Here is a 21,794-nt window from a genome sequence, read left to right on the forward strand (position 1 = left end):
ATATCGTCAAAAAAGGGATGACGACTCAAAGAGCCATTATTTTAAAAACAAAAACATCCCTTCGCCACTAAAATTAATTCGGTTAATTTGATTTATGGCAACGTGATGTCATTCCTTGTTCAAATCGACGGTAAATAGAGCATAGACCAATTCTCTACAGCACGAAGGTTGTGCTGTCGTGTCAAAGTTCCTGCCGCTATACTGCTGATAATTTAAAGGAAAAAGTGATCATCTCGCGGGGGATTTATGCTTCTCGAACGTGTGGAAATTGTTGGGTTCCGCGGTATTAACCGCCTGTCGCTGCAGCTTGAGCAGAACAACGTCCTGATCGGTGAGAACGCGTGGGGTAAGTCCAGCCTGCTGGATGCGCTGACGCTGCTGCTTTCGCCCGAAGACGATCTGTATCACTTTGCCCATGATGATTTCTGGTTTCCTCCCGGCGATGTGAACGGCCGCGAAAAACACCTGCACATTATTCTGACATTCCGCGAATCCGAGCCGGGGCGTCACCGCGTGCGTCGCTTCCGGCCGTTATCACCCTGCTGGGTCCCGTGCGACGACGGTTTCCACCGGATTTTCTACCGGCTGGAAGGTGAGATGGCAGAAAACGAGGGCGTATTAACCCTGCGTGATTTCCTCGATGAGAAAGCCAACCCTATTCCGCTGGATGACATCGACGACCTGGCTCGCCACCTGATTCGCCTGATGCCGGTGTTGCGCCTGCGTGATGCGCGTTTTATGCGGCGGATCCGCAACGGCACCGTACCGAATATGCCGGAAGTGGAAGTGACCGCCCGCGAGCTGGATTTCCTGGCGCGAGAGCTGGTGGCGCGTCCGCAAAATCTGACCGATGGTCAAATCCGCCAGGGGTTGTCGGCAATGGTACAACTGCTGGAACACTATTTTTCCGAGCAGGGGACGTCGGAGTCGCGCCATCGTCTGATGCGCCGCCGCTCTCACGATGAACAACGCAGCTGGCGTTACCTCGATATCATTAACCGGATGATCGACAGGCCCGGTGGCCGTACCCATCGGGTGATTTTGCTGGGGCTGTTTTCTACGCTACTGCAGGCCAAGGGCACCGTTCGTCTCGACCGTGACGCCCGCCCGCTGCTGCTGGTGGAAGACCCGGAAACGCGCCTGCACCCGATCATGCTCTCGGTGGCGTGGCACCTGCTGAATCTGCTGCCGCTGCAGCGCGTAACCACCACCAATTCCGGCGAGCTATTGTCGCTGACCCCGGTTGAACACGTCTGCCGTCTGGTACGTGAGTCTTCCCGCGTCACCGCCTATCGCCTCGGGTCGGGCGGGATGAACGCGGAAGAGGGACGTCGTATCTCGTTCCACATCCGCTTTAATCGTGCGTCGTCGCTGTTCGCCCGCTGCTGGCTGCTGGTTGAGGGAGAAACGGAAACCTGGGTTATCAACGAACTGGCGCGTCAGTGCGGCCACCATTTTGATGCCGAAGGTATCAAGGTCATCGAATTTGCCCAGTCGGGGATCAAGCCGCTGATCAAATTCGCCCGGCGGATGGGCATTGAATGGCATGTGCTGGTGGATGGTGACGAGGCGGGGAAAAAATATGCCGCGACCGTGCGTGGCCTGCTAAATAATGAGCGCGAAGAAGAGCGCGACCACTTAACCATGCTGCCGGCCATGGACATGGAGCACTTTATGTACCGTCAGGGGTTCGACGACGTGTTCCACCGGATTGCGATGGTGCCGGTGGATGTGCCAATGAACATGCGGCGCGTGATTGCCAAAGCCATCCACCGCTCTTCAAAACCTGATTTAGCGATTGAGGTGGCGACGGAAGCGGGGAGACGGGGCGTGGAGTCCGTGCCGACGCTGCTGCGCAAGATGTTCTCCCGCGTGCTGTGGCTGGCACGCGGGAAAGCGGATTAAGTGCGGGTCGCCTGCGTGACGTGTTGCGTCAGGCTGTCCAGTAGCGCATAGCGGCGGCGGTACTCAGCGCGCTTTTTGCTCGCAATCTCTTCCATCGGCTTACGGGGCATGGCGAGCGGCAGCATGAAGTGGCCGTTATCCTGTTTTTGCCCACCGAGGGAGAGCCAGAAGCTGTCATAATCGGCCAGCAGTTTTCCCTCTTTTTTCTTGCGGTAACGCCAGCTGCGGTAGATATGCGTGGCGTTACTCACCGCGACAATATGCTCAACCGGGAAAGCTGCGCCAAGCGTCATTGCCGTTTCAACCAGCAGGCGTTTCGGGAACAGGCCGTGACACGCTTTGGTCGCCCCCTGGATCAGTTCATGTGGAACATGTGCTTTTGCCCCCTGCAGGCCGCCGATGAACAGCGTTGTTTTTCCTTCAAACGGGCACAGCGTGAAGGTCATTTCCGCCAGCACGGTATTCTGATGGTTACAAAAGACGAGGGTGGCTTCACCCTCTTTATCCATGAAGGCGTCGGCGCACAGGCGCACAGTAAACTGCTGTTCGTCTTTTCCGGTCAGGGTCAGCAGGGTTGCCCCCTGCGGTGAAAGGTAACCCTTGACCAGCGTTGCCGGAAGCTGGCGCGTCATGGTCTGGTAGTGCCAGGTCAGCGATTCCAGCGCCTGTCGGCGATCCATGTCCACCGTTAACCACGGGCGGTGCAGGCGGCACGGCAGCCCCGGCTGCACCTGCAACATTTGCATCAGGCGCGGCTGCTTTGCCAGCTCTGACAGCAGACGCGTGGTGCTGAACGGTGTCATCAGCGAACGGAGCATGAACTTACGTCGATAAGCGGGGTTTTGCCATGCCAGCCCCGGAGTGATCTTCCCGAAGGCCAGATTATTGAAGAGCTGCCAGCCGGATTTAGGCTGGGGCTGATGAGAAATAAGTGTATCGACGATGGAAGACATGTTAGATCCTGCTTCTGAAGGAAGGGTTCTATTTCAGCAGGCGAAATTTCAATAACTCATCAACAAATCGAGGCGATTTCGGTGCGCGGGGGTTTCGTTGAGGAGTCGTTTAGATAGAATCAACGTTTATAATTGCCAGAACATTTATTTGGAATATTTATGAACCTCAAGGGAAAACGCAGAACGTGGTTTCTGCTGCTGGCGGTAATTGTTATCGGGGGAGGGTTCTGGCTATGGCAGATCCTGAATGCCCCTGTACCACAGTATCAAACACTGATTGTCCGTCCGGGCGAGCTGCAGCAAAACGTGCTGGCGACGGGAAAACTGGATGCCCTGCGCAAGGTTGACGTGGGTGCACAGGTAAGCGGTCAGTTGAAAACGCTGTCGGTTGAGATTGGCGACAAGGTGAAAAAAGGCCAACTACTGGGCGTTATCGATCCTGAGCAGGCGCAAAACCAGATCCGTGAGGTGGAAGCCACGCTCATGGAACTGCGTGCCCAGCGTGCACAGGCGCAGGCTGAGCGTAACCTGGCCCAGGTGACGTTAACGCGTCAGCAGGCGCTGGCCAAAACGCAGGCCATCTCGAAACAAGATTTAGACACGGCCGCCACCGAGCTGGCGGTTAAGCAGGCGCAGATCGGGACTATCGATGCGCAGATCAAGCGCAACCAGGCCTCGCTGGATACGGCCAAAACCAACCTCGACTATACGCAGATTGTGGCGCCCATGGCCGGGGAAGTGACTCAAATTACCACGCTGCAGGGGCAAACGGTGATTGCGGCGCAGCAGGCGCCCAACATTCTGACCCTGGCGGACATGAGCACCATGCTGGTGAAAGCCCAGGTCTCAGAGGCGGATGTTATTCATCTGAAGCCGGGGCAGAAAGCCTGGTTCACCGTCCTCGGCGATCCTCAGACGCGCTATGAAGGCGCGCTAAAAGACATTCTGCCGACGCCGGAAAAAGTGAACGATGCCATCTTCTACTATGCGCGCTTCGAGGTACCTAACCCGCAGGGCGTGTTGCGTCTGGATATGACCGCACAGGTGCACATTCAGCTTACCGGCGTGAAAAATGTGCTCACCATTCCTCTCTCTGCGCTGGGTGAATCCACCGGCGAGAGCCGCTATAAAGTGAAAGTGCTGCGCAACGGCGAAACGCGTGAGCGAGAAGTGGTCATTGGTGCGCGTAATGACACCGACGTGGTGGTGGTCAAAGGGCTGGAAGAGGGTGAGGAGGTTGTCACCAGCGAAAGCCTGCCCGGAGCCGCTAAATGACGGCGTTGCTTGAGCTGAATGACATTCGTCGCAGCTATCCGTCGGGTGATGGCCCGGTTGAGGTGCTGAAGGGGATCACCCTGCGCGTCGAAGCGGGCGAGATGGTGGCGATTGTCGGTGCGTCCGGCTCCGGTAAATCGACGCTGATGAATATTCTCGGCTGTCTGGACAGACCCACCAGCGGCACCTATCGGGTGGCCGGAATGGATGTTTCCACGCTGGACGGTGACGCGCTGGCAAAACTGCGGCGGGAACATTTCGGTTTTATCTTCCAGCGTTACCATCTGCTCTCTCACCTGACGGCGGCGCAGAACGTCGAAGTGCCGGCGGTCTATGCCGGCGTCGAGCGGAAAAAACGCCTTGAGCGCGCCCAGATGCTGCTGACGCGTCTGGGGCTGGCGGAACGGGTGGAGTACCAGCCCTCGCAGCTCTCCGGCGGCCAGCAGCAGCGTGTCAGTATCGCACGCGCGCTGATGAACGGCGGTCAGGTGATCCTCGCAGATGAACCGACCGGGGCGCTCGACAGCCATTCGGGTGAAGAGGTGATGGCGATCCTTCACCAGCTTCGCGATCAGGGGCATACGGTCATCATCGTTACCCACGATCCGCAGGTGGCTGCGCAGGCCGAGCGCATCATTGAGATCCGCGACGGAGAGCTGGTCAGCAACCCGCCGGCGCGTCACGCCCGGGCGGCGGCGCCGAAAGAAGTCCTGCCGGCGTCAACCGGCTGGGGACAATTTTCCAGCGGGTTTCGTGAGGCGCTGACCATGGCCTGGCTGGCGATGGCTGCCAATAAAATGCGCACCCTGTTGACCATGCTGGGCATCATCATTGGTATCGCCTCGGTGGTGTCGATTGTGGTCGTGGGCGACGCGGCCAAACAGCTGGTGCTGGCGGATATTCGGGCCATCGGGACCAACACCATTGATGTCTATCCCGGCAAAGATTTTGGCGATGACGAGCCGCAGTATCAGCAGGCGCTGAAGTATGACGATCTGGCGGCTATCCAGAAGCAGCCGTGGGTGAATTCGGCCACGCCGGCGGTCTCGCAAAACCTCCGTCTGCGGGTAGGCAATGTTGACGTTGCTGCCAGCGCCAACGGCGTCAGCGGCGATTACTTTAACGTCTATGGCATGACCTTCAGCGAAGGTGCCACCTTCAATGCCGAGCAGTTAGCGGGCCGGGCGCAGGTGGTGGTGCTTGATGCCAACTCGCGCCGGCAGCTCTTCCCCAATAAAACCAACGTGGTGGGCGAGGTTATCCTGGTCGGAAACATGCCTGCGACGGTGATTGGCGTGGCGGAAGAGAAACAGTCGATGTTTGGCAGCAGCAAGATCCTGCGCGTCTGGCTGCCCTATACCACCATCTCCGGGCGGATTATGGGGCAGTCCTGGCTGAACTCCATCACCGTTCGCGTGAAGGAGGGCTACGACAGCGCGCAGGCCGAGCAACAGCTGGAACGGCTGCTGACGTTGCGTCACGGGAAGAAAGATTTCTTCACCTGGAACATGGACGGTCTCTTGAAAACGGCGGAAAAGACCACACGTACTCTTCAGCTGTTCCTGACGCTGGTGGCGGTGATCTCGCTGGTGGTTGGCGGTATCGGGGTGATGAATATCATGCTGGTATCGGTCACGGAACGTACCCGGGAGATTGGCATCCGCATGGCAGTCGGTGCCAGAGCCAGCGATGTGCTGCAGCAATTTTTGATTGAAGCGGTGCTGGTGTGTCTGGTGGGCGGCGCGATGGGCATTGCGCTGTCGATGATGATCGCGTTTGCTCTGCAGCTTTTTTTACCCGGCTGGGAGATTGGTTTCTCGCCGGTGGCCATTCTTACCGCATTTTTGTGTTCGACTTTTACCGGCATTTTGTTTGGCTGGCTGCCTGCCCGCAATGCGGCGCGTCTGGATCCTGTGGATGCGTTGGCTCGCGAATAGGCTGAAAATAAAAATGCCAGCCGATCGGGCTGGCATTTTGACGGCGGGATGTACACAATAAAACAGAGAGCTATGCGACCGTTTCTGCTTCAATGGGTACGATCAGGCTTGCATGATTGCCTTTTGGTCCCTGGTGTACATCGAACCGGACGGATTGCCCGGCTTTGAGCGTTCTGTAACCATCCATCTGAATGGTGGAATAGTGAGCGAAGATATCCTCGCCGCCGCCTTCGGGGCAGATGAAGCCAAACCCTTTGGCGTTGTTGAACCACTTAACAGTACCCATTTCCATGCTTCGACATCCTTCGTAAATCTTATAAGTTAAGATGGAATGAACCGGTGGTGGAGTGGGGGCTGTTCAAAACCTCGCCATCTCACGCTTGTACAATTTAGAGAAACGAAAGAAGTCGTCAAGCGTTTGGCGCTTGAGATGGGACAATAATCAACCAAAGTTTGAAGCAGTTAACGCTATTGCAACAGTTTGTGACAGACATCGCGGATGACAGTAATAGATGATTGTTATCTAACATCTGAGGTAGATTCAAAGTGGTTATGCAAAATGGGTAAGACCAACGACTGGCTGGATTTTGACCAGCTGGCGGAAGATAAAGTGCGTGACGCGCTAAAACCGCCATCTATGTATAAAGTTATGTTAATGAACGATGATTACACGCCGATGGAATTTGTTATTGACGTGCTACAAAAGTTCTTTTCTTATGATGTAGAACGTGCAACGCAACTGATGCTTACCGTTCATTATCGTGGCAAAGCTATTTGCGGCATCTTTACCGCCGAAGTGGCGGAGACCAAAGTCGCGATGGTGAACGATTATGCGAGGGAGAACGAGCATCCGTTGCTGTGTACGCTGGAAAAGGCCTGATAAGGCATAAAATTTGGGGGAGGTGCCTATGCTCAATCAAGAACTGGAACTCAGTTTAAATATGGCTTTCGCCAGAGCGCGTGAGCACCGACATGAGTTTATGACCGTCGAGCATTTACTGCTCGCACTGCTTAGCAACCCATCTGCCCGCGAAGCGCTGGAAGCCTGCTCCGTGGATCTGGTGGCGCTACGTCAGGAACTCGAAGCCTTCATCGAACAAACCACACCGGTGCTGCCAGCCAGTGAAGAAGAGCGCGACACGCAGCCGACGCTCAGCTTCCAGCGCGTGTTGCAGCGTGCGGTCTTCCACGTCCAGTCTTCCGGACGTAGCGAAGTGACGGGCGCAAATGTGCTGGTCGCCATCTTCAGCGAGCAGGAGTCACAGGCTGCCTACCTGCTGCGCAAACACGAAGTCAGCCGACTCGACGTGGTTAACTTTATCTCTCACGGAACGCGTAAAGACGAGCCGAACCAGGCATCGGATTCCAGCAATCAGGTCAATAACAATGAAGAGCAAGCAGGCGGGGAGGATCGTATGGAAAACTTCACCACCAATCTCAACCAGCTTGCTCGCGTTGGCGGTATCGACCCGCTGATTGGTCGCGATAAAGAGCTGGAGCGCGCGATCCAGGTATTGTGCCGTCGCCGCAAGAACAACCCGCTGCTGGTGGGTGAATCCGGCGTCGGTAAAACCGCGATTGCCGAGGGTCTCGCCTGGCGTATTGTGCAGGGCGACGTACCGGAAGTGATTGCCGATTGCACCATCTACTCGCTGGACATTGGCTCGCTGCTGGCGGGCACTAAATACCGCGGCGATTTTGAAAAACGCTTTAAGGCGCTTTTGAAACAGCTTGAGCAGGACACCAACAGCATTCTGTTTATCGATGAGATCCACACCATCATCGGTGCCGGTGCGGCCTCGGGTGGCCAGGTGGATGCCGCTAACCTGATCAAACCGCTGCTCTCCAGCGGTAAGATCCGCGTGATTGGTTCCACAACGTATCAGGAGTTCAGCAACATCTTTGAGAAAGATCGTGCCCTGGCGCGTCGCTTCCAGAAAATCGATGTGACTGAACCCTCTGTTGAAGAAACCGTGCAGATCATCAACGGTCTGAAACCGAAGTACGAAGCACACCACGATGTGCGTTATACCGCCAAAGCGGTACGTGCGGCGGTGGAGCTGGCGGTGAAATACATCAACGATCGTCATCTGCCGGATAAGGCCATTGACGTGATTGATGAGGCAGGGGCGCGTGCGCGTCTGATGCCAGCCAGCAAGCGTAAGAAAACCGTTAACGTGGCGGATATCGAGACCGTGGTGGCCCGTATCGCGCGTATCCCTGAGAAGAGCGTTTCTCAGAGCGACCGTGACACGCTGCGCACCCTTGGCAATCGCCTGAAAATGTTGGTCTTTGGGCAGGATAAAGCCATTGAGGCTTTGACCGAAGCCATCAAGATGGCCCGTGCCGGACTGGGGCATGAACATAAGCCTGTCGGTTCCTTCCTGTTCGCCGGTCCGACCGGTGTGGGGAAAACCGAGGTCACGGTTCAACTCTCCAAAGCGCTGGGCATTGAGCTGCTGCGTTTTGATATGTCCGAGTACATGGAGCGTCACACCGTCAGCCGTTTGATTGGTGCGCCTCCGGGCTATGTGGGCTTTGACCAGGGCGGTCTGTTAACCGACGCGGTGATCAAGCATCCGCACGCGGTACTGCTGCTCGATGAAATTGAGAAAGCGCACCCGGACGTGTTCAACATCCTGCTGCAGGTGATGGACAACGGGACGCTGACCGATAACAACGGGCGCAAGGCGGACTTCCGCAACGTAGTGCTGGTAATGACCACCAACGCCGGTGTACGTGAAACGGAGCGCAAATCTATCGGCCTTATCCATCAGGATAACAGCACCGATGCGATGGAAGAGATCAAGAAGATCTTTACGCCGGAGTTCCGTAACCGTCTGGACAACATCATCTGGTTCGATCACCTCTCTACCGAGGTTATCCATCAGGTAGTGGATAAGTTCATCGTCGAACTGCAGGTTCAGCTGGATCAGAAAGGCGTGTCGCTGGAAGTGAGCCAGGAGGCCCGCAACTGGCTGGCTGAGAAAGGCTACGACCGTGCGATGGGTGCCCGTCCAATGGCGCGTGTGATTCAGGACAACCTGAAGAAACCGCTGGCGAACGAGCTGCTGTTTGGCTTGCTGGTAGACGGCGGTCAGGTGACGGTCGCGCTGGACCAGGAGAAGAATGAGCTGACGTACGATTTCCAGAGTGCGCAGAAGCACAAGCCGGAAGCGGCTCACTGATTTCCTGCATTAGTCTTAAAAACCGGGCAATTCACTGCCCGGTTTTTTTATGCCTGCCCGCACCGAAACTTTGCGAGGCGCTTTCCATATTTTCATCTCACTCATTGCTGTATAAATTCACAGTCCTAGAATGGCGACGCATCTGCAAAATCAGGTGCCAGGATTGGCGTCCTGAAAGTGTGTGAGCAGCACAATTGCTGCAGGCTTCGTTCGCCCTAAGGAAAAGGGTATAATTCTGCATCTGGCGGGCGAATCGGAAGCTTCTTTTGAAGCGCCAGTAGCACACACACTGGTACGCCAATTCCTTTTCGTCCGCCGCCAGCGAATCTGGCGTTTCCTGCGGTGGTAACTCAACGTGTGTGAAGGTATTACCCAATGAATACAGAAAACTGTTTCTCCCAGCTCTACAGCGAACTCTCCCTCAACCCCGATCTCCCGACCCTGGCCGGGCGCTGCATGCTGCTCACCGAAATTCTGCTGGACTGCAACGCCCACCCGCAAACGCAGGCCGTGTGCCGCTGTTTAGGCGCGTATCTGGAAGAAGTCAAAACCGGACTCACAGAATCAATGCGTGATTTTCAGATAGTGGAATTTGAGGAGGACGCTGAACCACCGCGACAAAAAGCGTGGCTTCTGGAAGATACCGAAACAAAGTGCGACTACTGCCGGGCAGTAAACCACGTGCTGCTGGTGTCCCATTTTGATCGGGATATGCTGCCGCACCTGACGGGATTGCTGCATGATATGGCGCATTCCATGGCCGGGGATTTAATCACGCCGGCGCAGCCCCGCATGACAATACATCTTCCTGCCCGGCATTAAACCGTTAAATAAAAAAGGCCGGGGTTAACCCGACCTTTATATATTCATCTGCCATTACAGGCGAAAACAATTAGCGACTACGGAAGACAATGCGGCCTTTGCTCAGGTCGTACGGGGTCAGTTCAACAGTCACTTTGTCGCCCGTTAAAATGCGGATATAGTTTTTGCGCATTTTACCGGAGATGTGCGCAGTTACCACGTGACCGTTTTCCAGCTCTACGCGAAACATGGTGTTAGGCAACGTATCAAGTACGGTACCCTGCATTTCAATATTGTCTTCTTTGGCCATCTAATCCTCTGGGGTATCACTACCAAGTTTTGAACCGGCAAGATAATGCCGAAATTCATCAATTAAGTAAAGAATTGCGCGTTTAAAACGCAGCAAAATAGTTTCGGCGCATTGCCCAAGCGTCACGGTACAACCGAACGGAAAGCGCATTCGTAAAGGGGATACAACAGGATAAACGTCAGGACGTTATCTGAAGCGGAGGACCCAAACGGCGGCGAGGCAACAGGCAGAACCTACTCTGCGGCATAATTATAACACCCTCACAAAAAATATGCGGAAAACATTTAGGCATTGGGCATAAAGAGCGTTCTTGGTACCCAGAAGTCTCGCGGGAGCTTCTCCTGACGGCAAACGTCCAGATGTTCTATGTAGTGGCGGCGGGGGATTTCAACCGCGCCGAGCGAGGCCGTATGCTCATTGAGGACCTGGCAATCCATTAGTTTTCCGCCGCGCTGGGCAAACTCCTGGCAGAAGATCAGCAGCGCGGTTTTCGAGGCATTCACGGCACGGGAGAACATTGATTCGCCGCAAAACAGCGTCCCCTGCGCAACGCCATACATCCCGCCGACGAGTTCACCGTCTTGCCAGACTTCAATGGAGTGCGCGAAACCCAGCTCATGCAGCTGGTGATAGGCGGTAATGATATCGCGGGTGATCCAGGTTCCTTCATGACGGTCTTCGGCACAGCCTTCAATGACCTGACCGAAGGCATGATTCAGGGTGACGCGGTAGGGTGATTTCGCATGGAAACGCTTCATGCTGCGGCTCAGGTGAAACTGCGCCGGCCACAGCACGGCACGGGGATCGGGCGACCACCATAAAATCGGGTCGCCGGGTGAAAACCACGGGAAAATGCCGCGCTGGTAAGCCATCAAAAGCCGCGCAGGACTGAGGTCGCCGCCAAGGGCCAGCAGCCCATTAGGTTCACGCAGCGCTCCCTCCGGCGAAGGGAACGCGATGTTATGACGAGAAAGCTGGACCAGGCGCATGACAGCAGAACTCCAATACGCGAGTTAGGATCGGTACAAATATAGTCTACAGACGCTGTTTAAACTGGTAGTAGCGACCCTGTTTCGCCAACAGTTCTGTGTGACTACCTTGCTCAATAATATGTCCGTTGTCCATCACAATTATCTGATCAAAACTCGCCAGCCCGCGCAGGCGGTGGGTGACCATCAGCACGGTTTTTCCGGTCATAACATGGGCCAGTAAATCAAGGATTTGGCTCTCGGTTGTTGCGTCCAGCCCTTCGGTGGGTTCATCAAGCAGCATCAGCGGCGCATCGTGCAGCAACGCGCGTGCAATCGCCAGACGGCGCAACTCGCCGCCGGAGAGCTGACGACCGCCTTCCCCGAGCCAGCCGTTCAGCCCATCGTTCTCAAGCAGTTTTTGCAGCCCAACCTGCTCCAGCATGGCGCGCAGATCATCGTCGGAGGCCTGAGGTGCCGCGAGCAGCAGGTTATCACGCAGCGTCGCGCTGAAGAGGTGCACGCGCTGCGGAACCACGCTCACGGTCTTGCGCAGCGTCTGTTCGCTGAAGTCGGTCAGCGGCGTATCGTTAAACCGAATCTGACCGTGCTGCGGATCCCAGGCGCGGGTCAGCAACTGAAGAAGGGTGGATTTACCGCAACCGGTACGACCGAGGAGCGCAATCCGCTGGCCTGCTTTAACAGACAGCGTGATCCCTTCCAGCGCGTTCTGCGCCTGTTTTTCATAGGCAAAGGTGACGTTATCCAGGGTCAGCGCAACCTGCGTCGGCACGGCGGTCTGAGCGCCGCTGAATGTAACCTCCGGCTCCTGCTCGGCAATCTGGGTGATGCGCAGGGCAGAAGCGATGACCTGTCCGAGATGCTGGAAGGCGCCCGTCACCGGGGCCAGCGCTTCAAACGCGGCCAGGGCGCAGAAAACGAAGAGGGCAATCAGAGGGCCGGGCTGGGTATTCCCGCCTACGCCACCTGAAGCCATCCACAGCATGGCGATGACCGCCACGCCGCCGATTAACATCATCAGCGCCTGGGAGAATGCCGTCAGCTCCGACTGGCGGCGCTGGGCTTCGTGCCAGTTCAGCTCAGTGCTTTCCATTTGACTGCGATAACGCGTGCTGGCACCAAAAATGGTCAGTTCCGCCTGTCCCTGCAGCCAGGATGTCAGCTGCTGTCGGTAGTCGCCGCGCAGTCGCGTCAGGTTCTCTCCGGTGGATTTACCTGCACGATAAAACAGCGGTGGCAGGATAATCAGCGTCAGCAGCATGATGCCACCCAGCGTGAGCGCAACGGGAACGTCCAGAACCGACAACCCCAGCGTGACCACCACAATCACCACAAACGCCCCCACGATGGGCGAGATGACGCGCAGGTAAAGGTGATCCAGCGTGTCGACATCGGCTACGACACGGTTGAGTAACTCACCCTGACGAAAACGCGCCAGCCCGGCAGGGGAGAGGGGTAACAGTTTGCTGAAGGTGTAAATGCGCAGGTGCTGTAGCACGCGGAAAGTGGCGTCGTGGCTGACCAGACGCTCAAAATAACGTCCGGCAGTACGCGTGATTGCGGTGCCGCGAACGCCTGCCGCCGGAAGCATATAGTTAAAGCTGTATAAACCCGCGAACCCCGCGACGGCCGAAGCGGACAAGAACCAGCCGGAGAGCGTAAGCAGACCGATGCTGGCAAGCAGGGTAACAATCGCCAGCACAATGCCCAGCAGCAGCATCCATTTATGGCGTTTATAGAGCGCAAGATAGGGAAGCAGAGCACGCATCAGATATCCTCCTGACGGTTTGCCAGCAGGGTGGCAAACGGGCCCTGCGCGGCAACGAGAGAGGCGTAATCGCCTTGCTCAACAATATGACCATTTTCCATGACCCAGATCTGATCCCAGTCAGCAATACCTTCCAGCTGATGGGTGACCATCAGGGTGGTCTGCTGCCGCGAGGCCGCATTCAGGGCATCCATGACGCGTTGCTCACTGTGTGCGTCAAGGCTCGCTGCTGGCTCGTCGAGCAGCATGAGCTGGCATGGGTTAAGCAGCGCGCGGGCAACCGCCACACGCTGGGCCTGACCGACTGACAGGCCGGCAGACTGGTCACCGACAACGGTATCGACACCCTGCGGAAGCTGCGGCAGAAACTCGCTGACCCAGGCGCGGTCGAGCACGGATTGCAGTTCATCGTCACGCGCGTCCGGGCGAGCCAGCAGCACATTGTCTCGCAGCGTGGCGGCAGGAAGCTGAGGGTTTTGTCCCACCCAGCTAAGCTGTTTACGCCAGGCAAGCGGATCGAGATCGCGCAGTTCAGTTTGGTTGATCCGCAGCGATCCGGTGTAGGCCATAAAACCTGATAGCGCATTGAGCAGAGAGCTTTTCCCTGAACCACTGATGCCTACGAGTACCACACGTTTTCCGGCCGGAAGGGTAAAGTTAAGCGGGCCTGCCAGCACGTTGCCTTCAGGCGACAGAATGGAGAAATCACGCGCTTCAAGGGTAACCGGCTCTTTGGCGTTCAGCGTCACGTCACCGCGTTCCGGATGCGCCAGTGGCGTTTCCATAAACGTCTTCAGGCTGTCAGCCGCGCCCACGGCCTGCGCTTTTGCATGATAGAAGGTGCCCAGATCGCGAAGCGGCTGGAAAAATTCGGGGGCCAGTATCAGCGCAAGGAAACCGGCTGAAAGGGTCACCGCCGTGCCGTAGTGGCCAAAATCCAGCGCGCCGAGATATGAGAAGCCAAAGTAGACCGCCACGAGCGCAATCGACAGCGAGGTAAAGAATTCGAGTACGCCGGAGGAGAGAAACGCCAGACGTAACACTTCCATGGTGCGCTGACGGAAATCCTGCGATGCGAGGCGGATATTTTCAGTTTCCGCTTCACCGCGGCCAAAAATGCGCAACGTTTCCATGCCGCGCAGACGGTCAAGGAAATGGCCGCTTAAGCGACCCAGAGCCAGAAAGTTACGTCGGTTAGCATCCGCGGCGCCCATGCCCACCAGCGCCATAAACAGCGGGATCAGCGGGGCTGTGCCCAGCAGGATCAGCGCTGCCATCCAGTTGACCGGGAAAATGGCGATGACAATCAGCAACGGAACGAAGACGGCTAGCGCCATCTGTGGCAGATAGCGCGCATAGTAGTCATGCATATCGTCAATCTGCTCAAGGATCAGCGTCGCCCAGCTTCCCGCGGGTTTACCCTGGATCCACGCCGGACCGGCCTCCTGAAGGCGGTCAAGCACCTGACGGCGGATCTCATAGCGGATATGCTGTCCGGCGTGAAAACCCACGCGCTCACGCAGCCAGACCACCCAGGCACGAAGAACAAAAATCAGGATCAGGACGATAAAGGGTAACAGGAGCGCTTCGCGCGGAATGTTCTCCATGATCATGTGATTAAGAATGCGGGCCAGCAGCCATGCCTGGGCAACAATCAACAGACCACTGACAAACCCCAGAAAACGGGAGATGGTTAGCCAGCGGCGGGAAAGAACGCTTTGCTGTTTCAGCCAGCGTGTTAACTCTTGTTGACGGGTTTTTTCCATTGCGTACTTAGCAGGTGACGTTATTAGAAGTTGGGCAGCGCAATGTTACAACGGAGAGACAATAAAGGCGACTTATCGCCGCCTTTATTTACGTTTGTTACTGACTTGTAAAGATTATTTACCTTGTTCCGCCAGCCCGTCGAGGTAGCGTTCCGCGTCCAGCGCGGCCATACAGCCGGTGCCAGCAGAGGTGATCGCCTGACGGTAGATATGGTCCATCACATCGCCAGCAGCGAATACGCCAGGAATGCTGGTCTGGGTCGCGTTGCCGTGAATACCGGACTGCACTTTGATGTAGCCGTTTTCCAGCTCCAGTTGCCCCTCGAAAATCGCGGTGTTCGGGCTGTGACCGATCGCCACAAACAGACCCGCCACTTCCAGCGTTTCGACGTTATCGGTGTTCTGGGTATCACGAATACGCAGACCGGCAACGCCCATCTGATCGCCCGTGACTTCTTCCAGGGTACGGTTGGTGTGCAGCACGATATTGCCACTCGCCACTTTATCCATCAGACGTTTGATCAGGATCTTCTCTGCGCGGAAGGTGTCACGACGGTGGATCAGGTGCACTTCAGAGGCGATGTTCGCCAGATAAAGGGCTTCTTCCACGGCAGTGTTGCCGCCACCGATAACCGCCACTTTCTGGTTGCGATAGAAGAAACCATCGCAGGTTGCGCAGGCGGAGACGCCACGGCCTTTGAATGCTTCTTCAGACGGCAGACCGAGGTAACGGGCAGAAGCGCCGGTCGCGATGATCAGCGCATCACAGGTGTACTCGCCACTGTCGCCCGTCAGACGGAACGGACGGTTCTGCAGGTCAACCTTGTTGATATGATCGAACAGAATTTCGGTTTCGAATTTCGTCGCATGCTCGTGCATACGCTCCATCAGCAGCGGCCCGGTCAGGTCGTTCGGGTCGCCTGGCCAGTTTTCCACTTCCGTGGTGGTGGTCAGCTGACCGCCTTTTTCCATGCCGGTAATCAGAACCGGTTGCAGGTTAGCGCGTGCAGCATAGACCGCCGCGGTATATCCCGCAGGTCCAGAACCAAGAATTAGCAGCTTACTGTGTTTGGCCGTGCCCATGAGATCCCCATTGTTGTTGACAGACATTTGGCTGGATTGTAGGGAATTTGTTGCCGTAAAAAAAGAGCGCAGCAATTTTGATATCGATATGTGCAATAGCCAGCGACGATGAATTAAGCGCTATAACATCACGCTTTGCGCCGAAATTCGCTCGTTTGTACGGCAATAAAATGAGGATTAATACCCTGCCGTAATGAATATCCGGCATGTTGTACTAAAAATCGATGTTTTGCTTTGACAATCCCCTGCGCTTTTGCGAAAACATTCAAGGAAGAAAAAAACCGCGTTAACCGCATGCCGCATAGGCATGCACGTAAATGCCATTTTTACCGGGTCAGTGAAATCTACGCATGGCGTGGACAGACGCCATACGTGATATCGGTGACTGCCTTCGGGCAACGGTCTTCTTACCAACAGAACCCGAATCCGCATCGCGTCTAATACATAACCAGGCGATGTGATGACTAACGGGTACAGGCTCTGAACAGTGATGTGCACAGGGTCCAGGCAGGAGTAGGGAAGGAATACAGAGAGACAATAATAATGGTAGATAGCAAGAAGCGCCCTGGCAAAGATCTCGACCGTATCGATCGTAACATTCTTAATGAATTGCAAAAGGATGGGCGTATTTCCAACGTCGAGCTTTCAAAACGTGTGGGACTTTCCCCGACGCCGTGCCTTGAGCGTGTGCGCCGACTGGAAAGACAGGGTTTCATTCAGGGCTATACGGCTCTGTTGAACCCGCATTATCTGGATGCCTCACTTCTGGTATTTGTTGAGATTACTCTGAATCGTGGTGCGCCGGATGTGTTTGAGCAATTTAACGCCGCTGTACAAAAACTTGAAGAAATTCAAGAGTGTCATCTGGTATCCGGTGATTTCGACTACCTGTTGAAAACCCGTGTGCCTGATATGTCCGCCTACCGTAAGCTGCTGGGTGAAACCCTGCTGCGTCTGCCGGGCGTGAATGACACCCGTACCTATGTGGTGATGGAAGAAGTCAAACAGAGCAATCGTCTGGTTATTAAGACGCGCTAACACGGAACAGGTGCAAAATCAGTGTAGTTTGATTACACTCCTGTTAATCCATACAGCAACAGTGCCGGGGATACCCGGCGCTGTTGTCCGTTTTAGCAAACAGGCAGGATATGCCTGATACCTGGAGAGCCTTTCTTGAGCCAGGAATACACTGAAGACAAAGAAGTCACATTATCGAAGCTAAGCAGCGGACGTCGTCTCCTCGAGGCTTTGCTGATTGTTATTGCCCTTTTTGCCGTCTGGCTGATGGCAGCCCTACTCAGTTTCAACCCCTCAGATCCCAGCTGGTCACAAACCGCCTGGCATGAGCCTATCCATAACTTAGGCGGTGTTCCCGGCGCCTGGCTTGCAGATACGCTCTTCTTCATTTTCGGGGTGATGGCCTACACCCTTCCCGTCATTATCATTGGCGGATGCTGGTTTGCCTGGCGCCATCGTCAAAACGATGACTATATCGACTATTTCGCGGTGTCGCTGCGCCTGATTGGCGCACTGGCGCTGATCCTCACCTCGTGTGGGCTGGCGGCTATCAACGCCGATGATATCTGGTATTTCGCCTCTGGCGGGGTGATCGGCAGCCTGTTGAGCTCTGCGCTACAGCCCATGCTTCACAGCAGTGGTGGCACGCTTGCGTTGCTCTGTATCTGGGCGGCAGGACTGACGCTGTTCACCGGCTGGTCGTGGGTGAGCATCGCCGAGAAGATTGGCAGCTTTATCCTTACCCTCCTGACCTTCGCCAGCAACCGTACCCGTCGCGACGATACGTGGGTTGACGAAGATGAATATGAAGATGAGTACGAAGAGGAAGACGATGCTCCCGTTCAGCGTCGCGAATCTCGTCGTGCCCGCATTATGCGAGGCGCGCTGGCGCGTCGTCAGCGTGTTGCCGAGAAATTTGCAAACCCGCTAGGCCGTAAAACCGATGCGGCGCTCTTCTCCGGCAAACGCATGGATGAAGACGATCAGGTTGAATATCGTGCAGCCGGTGCGGCTGTCGATCCAAACGATGTGCTCTTCTCTGGCAACCGTGCCACGCCGGGAGCGTTTGATGAATACGACCCGCTGTTAAATGGCCACTCCGTGACCGAGCCGGTCGCTGCAGCGGCCGCCGCCACTACGGCTTCACAGGCGTATGCCGCTCCAGCCGATGCGGTGATGCCTTCAGCACCGGTTCCACCACCCGAATCCGCCATTCAGCAACCTCAGGTGGAGTGGCAAACCGCCCCTGGCGTTCATACGCCTGAGCCGGTTATTGCGCCAGAGCCAGAGAGCTATATTCCTGTCCAGCAGGAAGCCTGGCAGCAGCCTTATCAGCCGGAGCCGGCATATGAGCCTCAGGGATATCCGCAGTACGCGCAGCCTGCTGCACAGCCTCATCAGGAGTACGTGCCGGAGCCGGTTGAACCTGAACAGCCATACGTAGCGCCTCAGCCGGAGCCTGACGTGGTGGAAGAGGCGAAACCGTCTCGTCCGCCATTGTACTATTTTGAAGAGGTCGAAGAGCGTCGTGCCCGCGAGCGTGAACAGCTGGCGGCCTGGTATCAGCCTGTGCCTGAACCGGTGCAGGAGCCTGTAACCAAAGCACCTTCTGTTTCGGTTCCTCCGGTTGATCCAACGCCTGCCATTGCACCTGTTGCTGAAAGCGTGAAGCAGGCTACAGCGGCAGCCGCTGCGGCAGCCCCGGTCTTTAGCCTCGCCACAGGCGGTGCGCCACGTCCACAGGTGAAAGAGGGCATTGGCCCGCAGTTACCTCGCCCAAACCGTGTTCGCGTGCCAACGCGGCGTGAGCTGGCCTCCTACGGTATCAAGCTCCCTTCTCAGCGTATGGCTGAGGAGAAAGCGCGCGAGAATGAGTATGAAGATGACGTTGATGAAATGCATCAGGATGAACTGGCGCGCCAGTTCGCCGCGCAGCAGCATCAGCGCTATGGCGAAGAATACCAGCATGAAGTGCATCATCCGCAAGACGAAGATGACGCGGCTGAGGCGGAATTAGCGCGCCAGTTCGCGGCCACGCAGCAGCAGCGTTATGCCGGAGAGCAGCCCGCCGGAGCGAATCCGTTCTCGCTGTCGGATTTTGAATTCTCGCCAATGAAAGATCTGGTTGATGATGGCCCGAGCGAGCCGCTGTTCACGCCGAGCGTGATGCCGGACGCTGAACCGACGCGTCCGCAGACTGCGCCAGCGCCGCAAGCGTATGCACAGCCGCAACAACCGGCACCGCAGGCGTATGCACAACCGCAGCAACCGGCGCCGCAGGCGTATGCACAGCCGCAACAACCGGCACCGCAGGCGCATGCACAGCCGCAACAACCGGCACCGCAGGCGCATGCACAGCCGCAGCAACCGGCACCGCAGGCGTATGCACAGCCGCAACAACCGGCACCGCATGCGTATGCACAGCCGCAACAACCGGCGCCGCAGGCTTACGCGCAACCGCAGCAGCCACCACAGCCGCCGCAGTTCCAGCAGCCTCAGGCACAGCCGCAGGAGAGTCTCATTCACCCGCTGCTGATGCGTAACGGCGATAGCCGTCCGTTGCAGCGTCCAAGCACGCCTCTGCCGTCGCTGGATCTGTTAACCCCACCGCCGGCTGAAGTCGAGCCGGTCGATACCTTTGCTCTTGAGCAGATGGCTCGTCTGGTGGAAGCGCGTCTGGCGGACTTCCGTATCAAGGCTGATGTGGTCAACTACTCCCCAGGGCCGGTGATCACTCGCTTCGAACTTAATCTGGCACCAGGCGTAAAAGCCGCGCGTATTTCTAACCTTTCCCGTGACCTGGCGCGGTCTCTGTCGACCGTGGCGGTGCGTGTTGTAGAGGTTATTCCGGGTAAACCTTATGTCGGTCTTGAACTGCCGAATAAGAAACGTCAGACCGTTTACCTGCGCGAAGTCCTGGATAACGCGAAGTTCCGCGATAACCCGTCACCGCTGAGCGTGGTTCTGGGTAAAGATATTGCGGGCGAGCCGGTGGTGGCCGATCTGGCAAAAATGCCTCACCTGCTGGTGGCAGGTACCACCGGCTCCGGTAAATCCGTCGGTGTGAACGCCATGATCCTCAGCATGCTCTATAAAGCGCAGCCGGAAGATGTCCGTTTCATCATGATCGACCCGAAAATGCTGGAACTGTCGGTCTATGAAGGTATCCCGCATCTGCTGACAGAAGTGGTTACCGACATGAAAGACGCGGCCAATGCCCTGCGCTGGAGCGTGAATGAGATGGAGCGTCGCTACAAGCTGATGTCTGCGCTGGGCGTGCGTAACCTTGCCGGTTATAACGAGAAAATCGCCGAAGCGGCACGGATGGGCCGTCCGATTCCGGACCCTTACTGGAAACCGGGCGACAGCATGGATGCCCAACATCCGGTGCTGGAAAAACTGCCTTACATCGTCGTGCTGGTGGATGAATTCGCTGACCTGATGATGACCGTCGGTAAAAAAGTGGAAGAGCTGATTGCACGTCTGGCGCAAAAAGCGCGTGCGGCCGGCATCCACCTGGTTCTGGCGACGCAGCGTCCGTCTGTGGACGTTATTACGGGTCTGATCAAAGCGAACATTCCAACCCGTATCGCGTTTACCGTATCGAGCAAAATTGACTCGCGTACTATTCTCGACCAGGGTGGCGCGGAGTCGCTGCTGGGTATGGGGGACATGCTTTACTCTGGCCCGAACTCCACCTCTCCGGTGCGTGTTCACGGCGCATTTGTTCGCGACCAGGAAGTTCACGCCGTGGTGCAGGACTGGAAAGCGCGCGGTCGTCCGCAATATGTTGATGGCATTACCTCCGACAGCGAAAGCGAAGGCGGCGGTGGTGGCCTGGACGGCGGCGAGGAGCTGGATCCGTTATTCGACCAGGCGGTTAACTTCGTCACCGAAAAACGTAAAGCCTCTATCTCGGGTGTGCAGCGTCAGTTCCGCATCGGCTACAACCGCGCAGCGCGCATCATCGAGCAGATGGAAGCGCAGGGCATTGTGAGCGAGCAGGGGCACAACGGTAACCGTGAGGTGCTGGCACCGCCGCCGTTTGATTAACCTTCAGTGATTGCAAAGAAGGGTAAATCAGCCAAAATTAAGCATTTTCTTCTGTCGCCTGCCTTCGGGCAGGTACACAATAGAGGGCAGAACCCCATATCGGGATGACGTATTTTAAGGAATAACAATGAAAAAAATCGCAATCGCCTGTGCATTACTCACCAGTTTTGTCGCCAGCAGCGTCTGGGCTGATGCGGCCAGCGACCTTAAAAGCCGACTGGATAAAGTGAGCAGTTTCCACGCCAGCTTCACGCAAAAAGTGACTGACGGCAGTGGCAATGCGGTGCAGGAAGGTCAGGGGGATTTGTGGGTAAAACGCCCGAATCTGTTTAACTGGCATATGACTCAGCCGGATGAGAGCATCCTGGTTTCTGACGGTAAGACCCTGTGGTTCTACAACCCGTTTGTCGAGCAGGCTACCGCGACCTGGCTGAAAGACGCGACCAGCAATACGCCTTTCATGCTGATTGCGCGTAACCAGTCCAGCGACTGGCAGCAGTACAATATCAAACAGAATGGTGATGAATTTGTTCTGACGCCGAAAGGCAGCAATGGCAACCTGAAACAGTTCACCATCAACGTGAGCACCAACGGAACCATTAATCAGTTTGGTGCGGTTGAGCAGGACGACCAGCGTAGCAGCTACCAGCTCAAGACCCAGCAAAATGGCGCGGTTGACGCGTCTAAATTCACCTTTACCCCGCCGCAGGGCGTAACGGTGGACGATCAGCGCAACAAGTAAGAGGCAT

16 protein-coding genes are annotated in these 21,794 nt (G+C 56.3%); 9 read left to right on the plus strand and 7 right to left on the minus strand.

Translation table 11 applies throughout. The features are described 5' to 3' along the window. Positions 1-246 precede the first annotated feature (246 nt). Entirely contained in the window at positions 247-1,905 is a 1,659-nt protein-coding gene (locus HV242_RS07280) for an ATP-dependent endonuclease (protein ID WP_104440266.1), read from the plus strand. On the opposite strand, the gene HV242_RS07285 is transcribed toward HV242_RS07280, so the two are convergent. Continuing rightward, a complete protein-coding gene (locus HV242_RS07285; RefSeq protein WP_063858318.1) occupies positions 1,902-2,858 on the minus strand; it encodes a VirK/YbjX family protein in 957 nt (318 codons plus the stop codon). The genes HV242_RS07280 and HV242_RS07285 overlap by 4 nt on opposite strands. A gap of 159 nt (positions 2,859-3,017) precedes the next feature. On the opposite strand from HV242_RS07285, the gene macA reads away from it, so the two are divergent. Together macA and macB are read left to right on the plus strand one after the other, a co-directional pair. Further along, positions 3,018-4,133, plus strand: a complete 1,116-nt coding sequence (gene macA, locus HV242_RS07290) for a macrolide transporter subunit MacA (RefSeq protein ID WP_020884838.1) — start codon at positions 3,018-3,020, stop codon at positions 4,131-4,133. After that, positions 4,130-6,070, plus strand: coding sequence for a macrolide ABC transporter ATP-binding protein/permease MacB (gene macB / locus HV242_RS07295; RefSeq protein WP_020884837.1), 1,941 nt, complete (start codon positions 4,130-4,132; stop codon positions 6,068-6,070). Before macA ends, macB begins: the two co-directional genes overlap by 4 nt. Positions 6,071-6,140: 70 nt before the next feature. Here the strand turns inward: macB and cspD are convergent, their stop codons facing one another. After that, entirely contained in the window at positions 6,141-6,362 is a 222-nt protein-coding gene (gene cspD, locus HV242_RS07300) for a cold shock-like protein CspD (RefSeq protein WP_008499993.1), read from the minus strand. 267 nt (positions 6,363-6,629) lie between these two features. On the opposite strand from cspD, the gene clpS reads away from it, so the two are divergent. The 3 genes from clpS to HV242_RS07315 all read left to right on the plus strand — a co-directional run bounded on the left by clpS (position 6,630) and on the right by HV242_RS07315 (position 10,080). Continuing rightward, a complete protein-coding gene (gene clpS / locus HV242_RS07305; RefSeq protein ID WP_006174393.1) occupies positions 6,630-6,950 on the plus strand; it encodes an ATP-dependent Clp protease adapter ClpS in 321 nt (106 codons plus the stop codon). Positions 6,951-6,978: 28 nt separating this feature from the next. Next, the gene (clpA, locus tag HV242_RS07310) at positions 6,979-9,258 is read left to right on the plus strand and encodes an ATP-dependent Clp protease ATP-binding subunit ClpA (RefSeq protein ID WP_020884836.1); all 2,280 of its coding nucleotides are present in this window, start codon (positions 6,979-6,981) and stop codon (positions 9,256-9,258) included. Between the two features lie 375 nt (positions 9,259-9,633). Beyond that, positions 9,634-10,080, plus strand: a complete 447-nt coding sequence (locus HV242_RS07315) for a hypothetical protein (RefSeq protein ID WP_050736573.1) — start codon at positions 9,634-9,636, stop codon at positions 10,078-10,080. Positions 10,081-10,150: 70 nt separating this feature from the next. On the opposite strand, the gene infA is transcribed toward HV242_RS07315, so the two are convergent. From infA to trxB, 5 genes are all read right to left on the minus strand, one after another. Next, complete coding sequence (gene infA / locus HV242_RS07320) at positions 10,151-10,369, minus strand: translation initiation factor IF-1 (RefSeq protein WP_002211347.1); 219 nt, start codon at positions 10,367-10,369, stop codon at positions 10,151-10,153. A gap of 284 nt (positions 10,370-10,653) precedes the next feature. Beyond that, positions 10,654-11,358, minus strand: coding sequence for a leucyl/phenylalanyl-tRNA--protein transferase (gene aat / locus HV242_RS07325; protein WP_014169362.1), 705 nt, complete (start codon positions 11,356-11,358; stop codon positions 10,654-10,656). Positions 11,359-11,404: 46 nt separating this feature from the next. Then, positions 11,405-13,126 (minus strand): heme ABC transporter ATP-binding protein/permease CydC, encoded by a 1,722-nt coding sequence (gene cydC, locus HV242_RS07330; RefSeq protein WP_050736574.1) that lies wholly within the window; start codon positions 13,124-13,126, stop codon positions 11,405-11,407. Next, on the minus strand, positions 13,126-14,892 hold the full coding sequence (gene cydD, locus HV242_RS07335; RefSeq protein WP_020884832.1) for a heme ABC transporter permease/ATP-binding protein CydD: 1,767 nt from the start codon (positions 14,890-14,892) through the stop codon (positions 13,126-13,128). The genes cydC and cydD overlap by 1 nt, the downstream gene beginning before the upstream one ends. Before the next feature lie 114 nt (positions 14,893-15,006). Next, a complete protein-coding gene (gene trxB / locus HV242_RS07340; RefSeq protein ID WP_025204565.1) occupies positions 15,007-15,975 on the minus strand; it encodes a thioredoxin-disulfide reductase in 969 nt (322 codons plus the stop codon). Positions 15,976-16,518: 543 nt separating this feature from the next. Here trxB and lrp point away from each other — a divergent pair. From lrp to lolA, 3 genes are all read left to right on the plus strand, one after another. Next, the gene (gene lrp, locus HV242_RS07345) at positions 16,519-17,013 is read left to right on the plus strand and encodes a leucine-responsive transcriptional regulator Lrp (protein WP_000228469.1); all 495 of its coding nucleotides are present in this window, start codon (positions 16,519-16,521) and stop codon (positions 17,011-17,013) included. A 135-nt stretch (positions 17,014-17,148) separates the two neighbouring features. Beyond that, positions 17,149-21,045 (plus strand): DNA translocase FtsK, encoded by a 3,897-nt coding sequence (gene ftsK / locus HV242_RS07350; protein WP_050736575.1) that lies wholly within the window; start codon positions 17,149-17,151, stop codon positions 21,043-21,045. Positions 21,046-21,172: 127 nt separating this feature from the next. Beyond that, on the plus strand, positions 21,173-21,787 hold the full coding sequence (gene lolA / locus HV242_RS07355) for an outer membrane lipoprotein chaperone LolA (protein ID WP_014169368.1): 615 nt from the start codon (positions 21,173-21,175) through the stop codon (positions 21,785-21,787). Positions 21,788-21,794: the final 7 nt, after the last annotated feature.

Origin of the sequence: Enterobacter sp. RHBSTW-00593 (assembly GCF_013784105.1) — a bacterium.
GTDB classification, from domain to species: Bacteria; Pseudomonadota; Gammaproteobacteria; order Enterobacterales; family Enterobacteriaceae; genus Enterobacter; species Enterobacter ludwigii.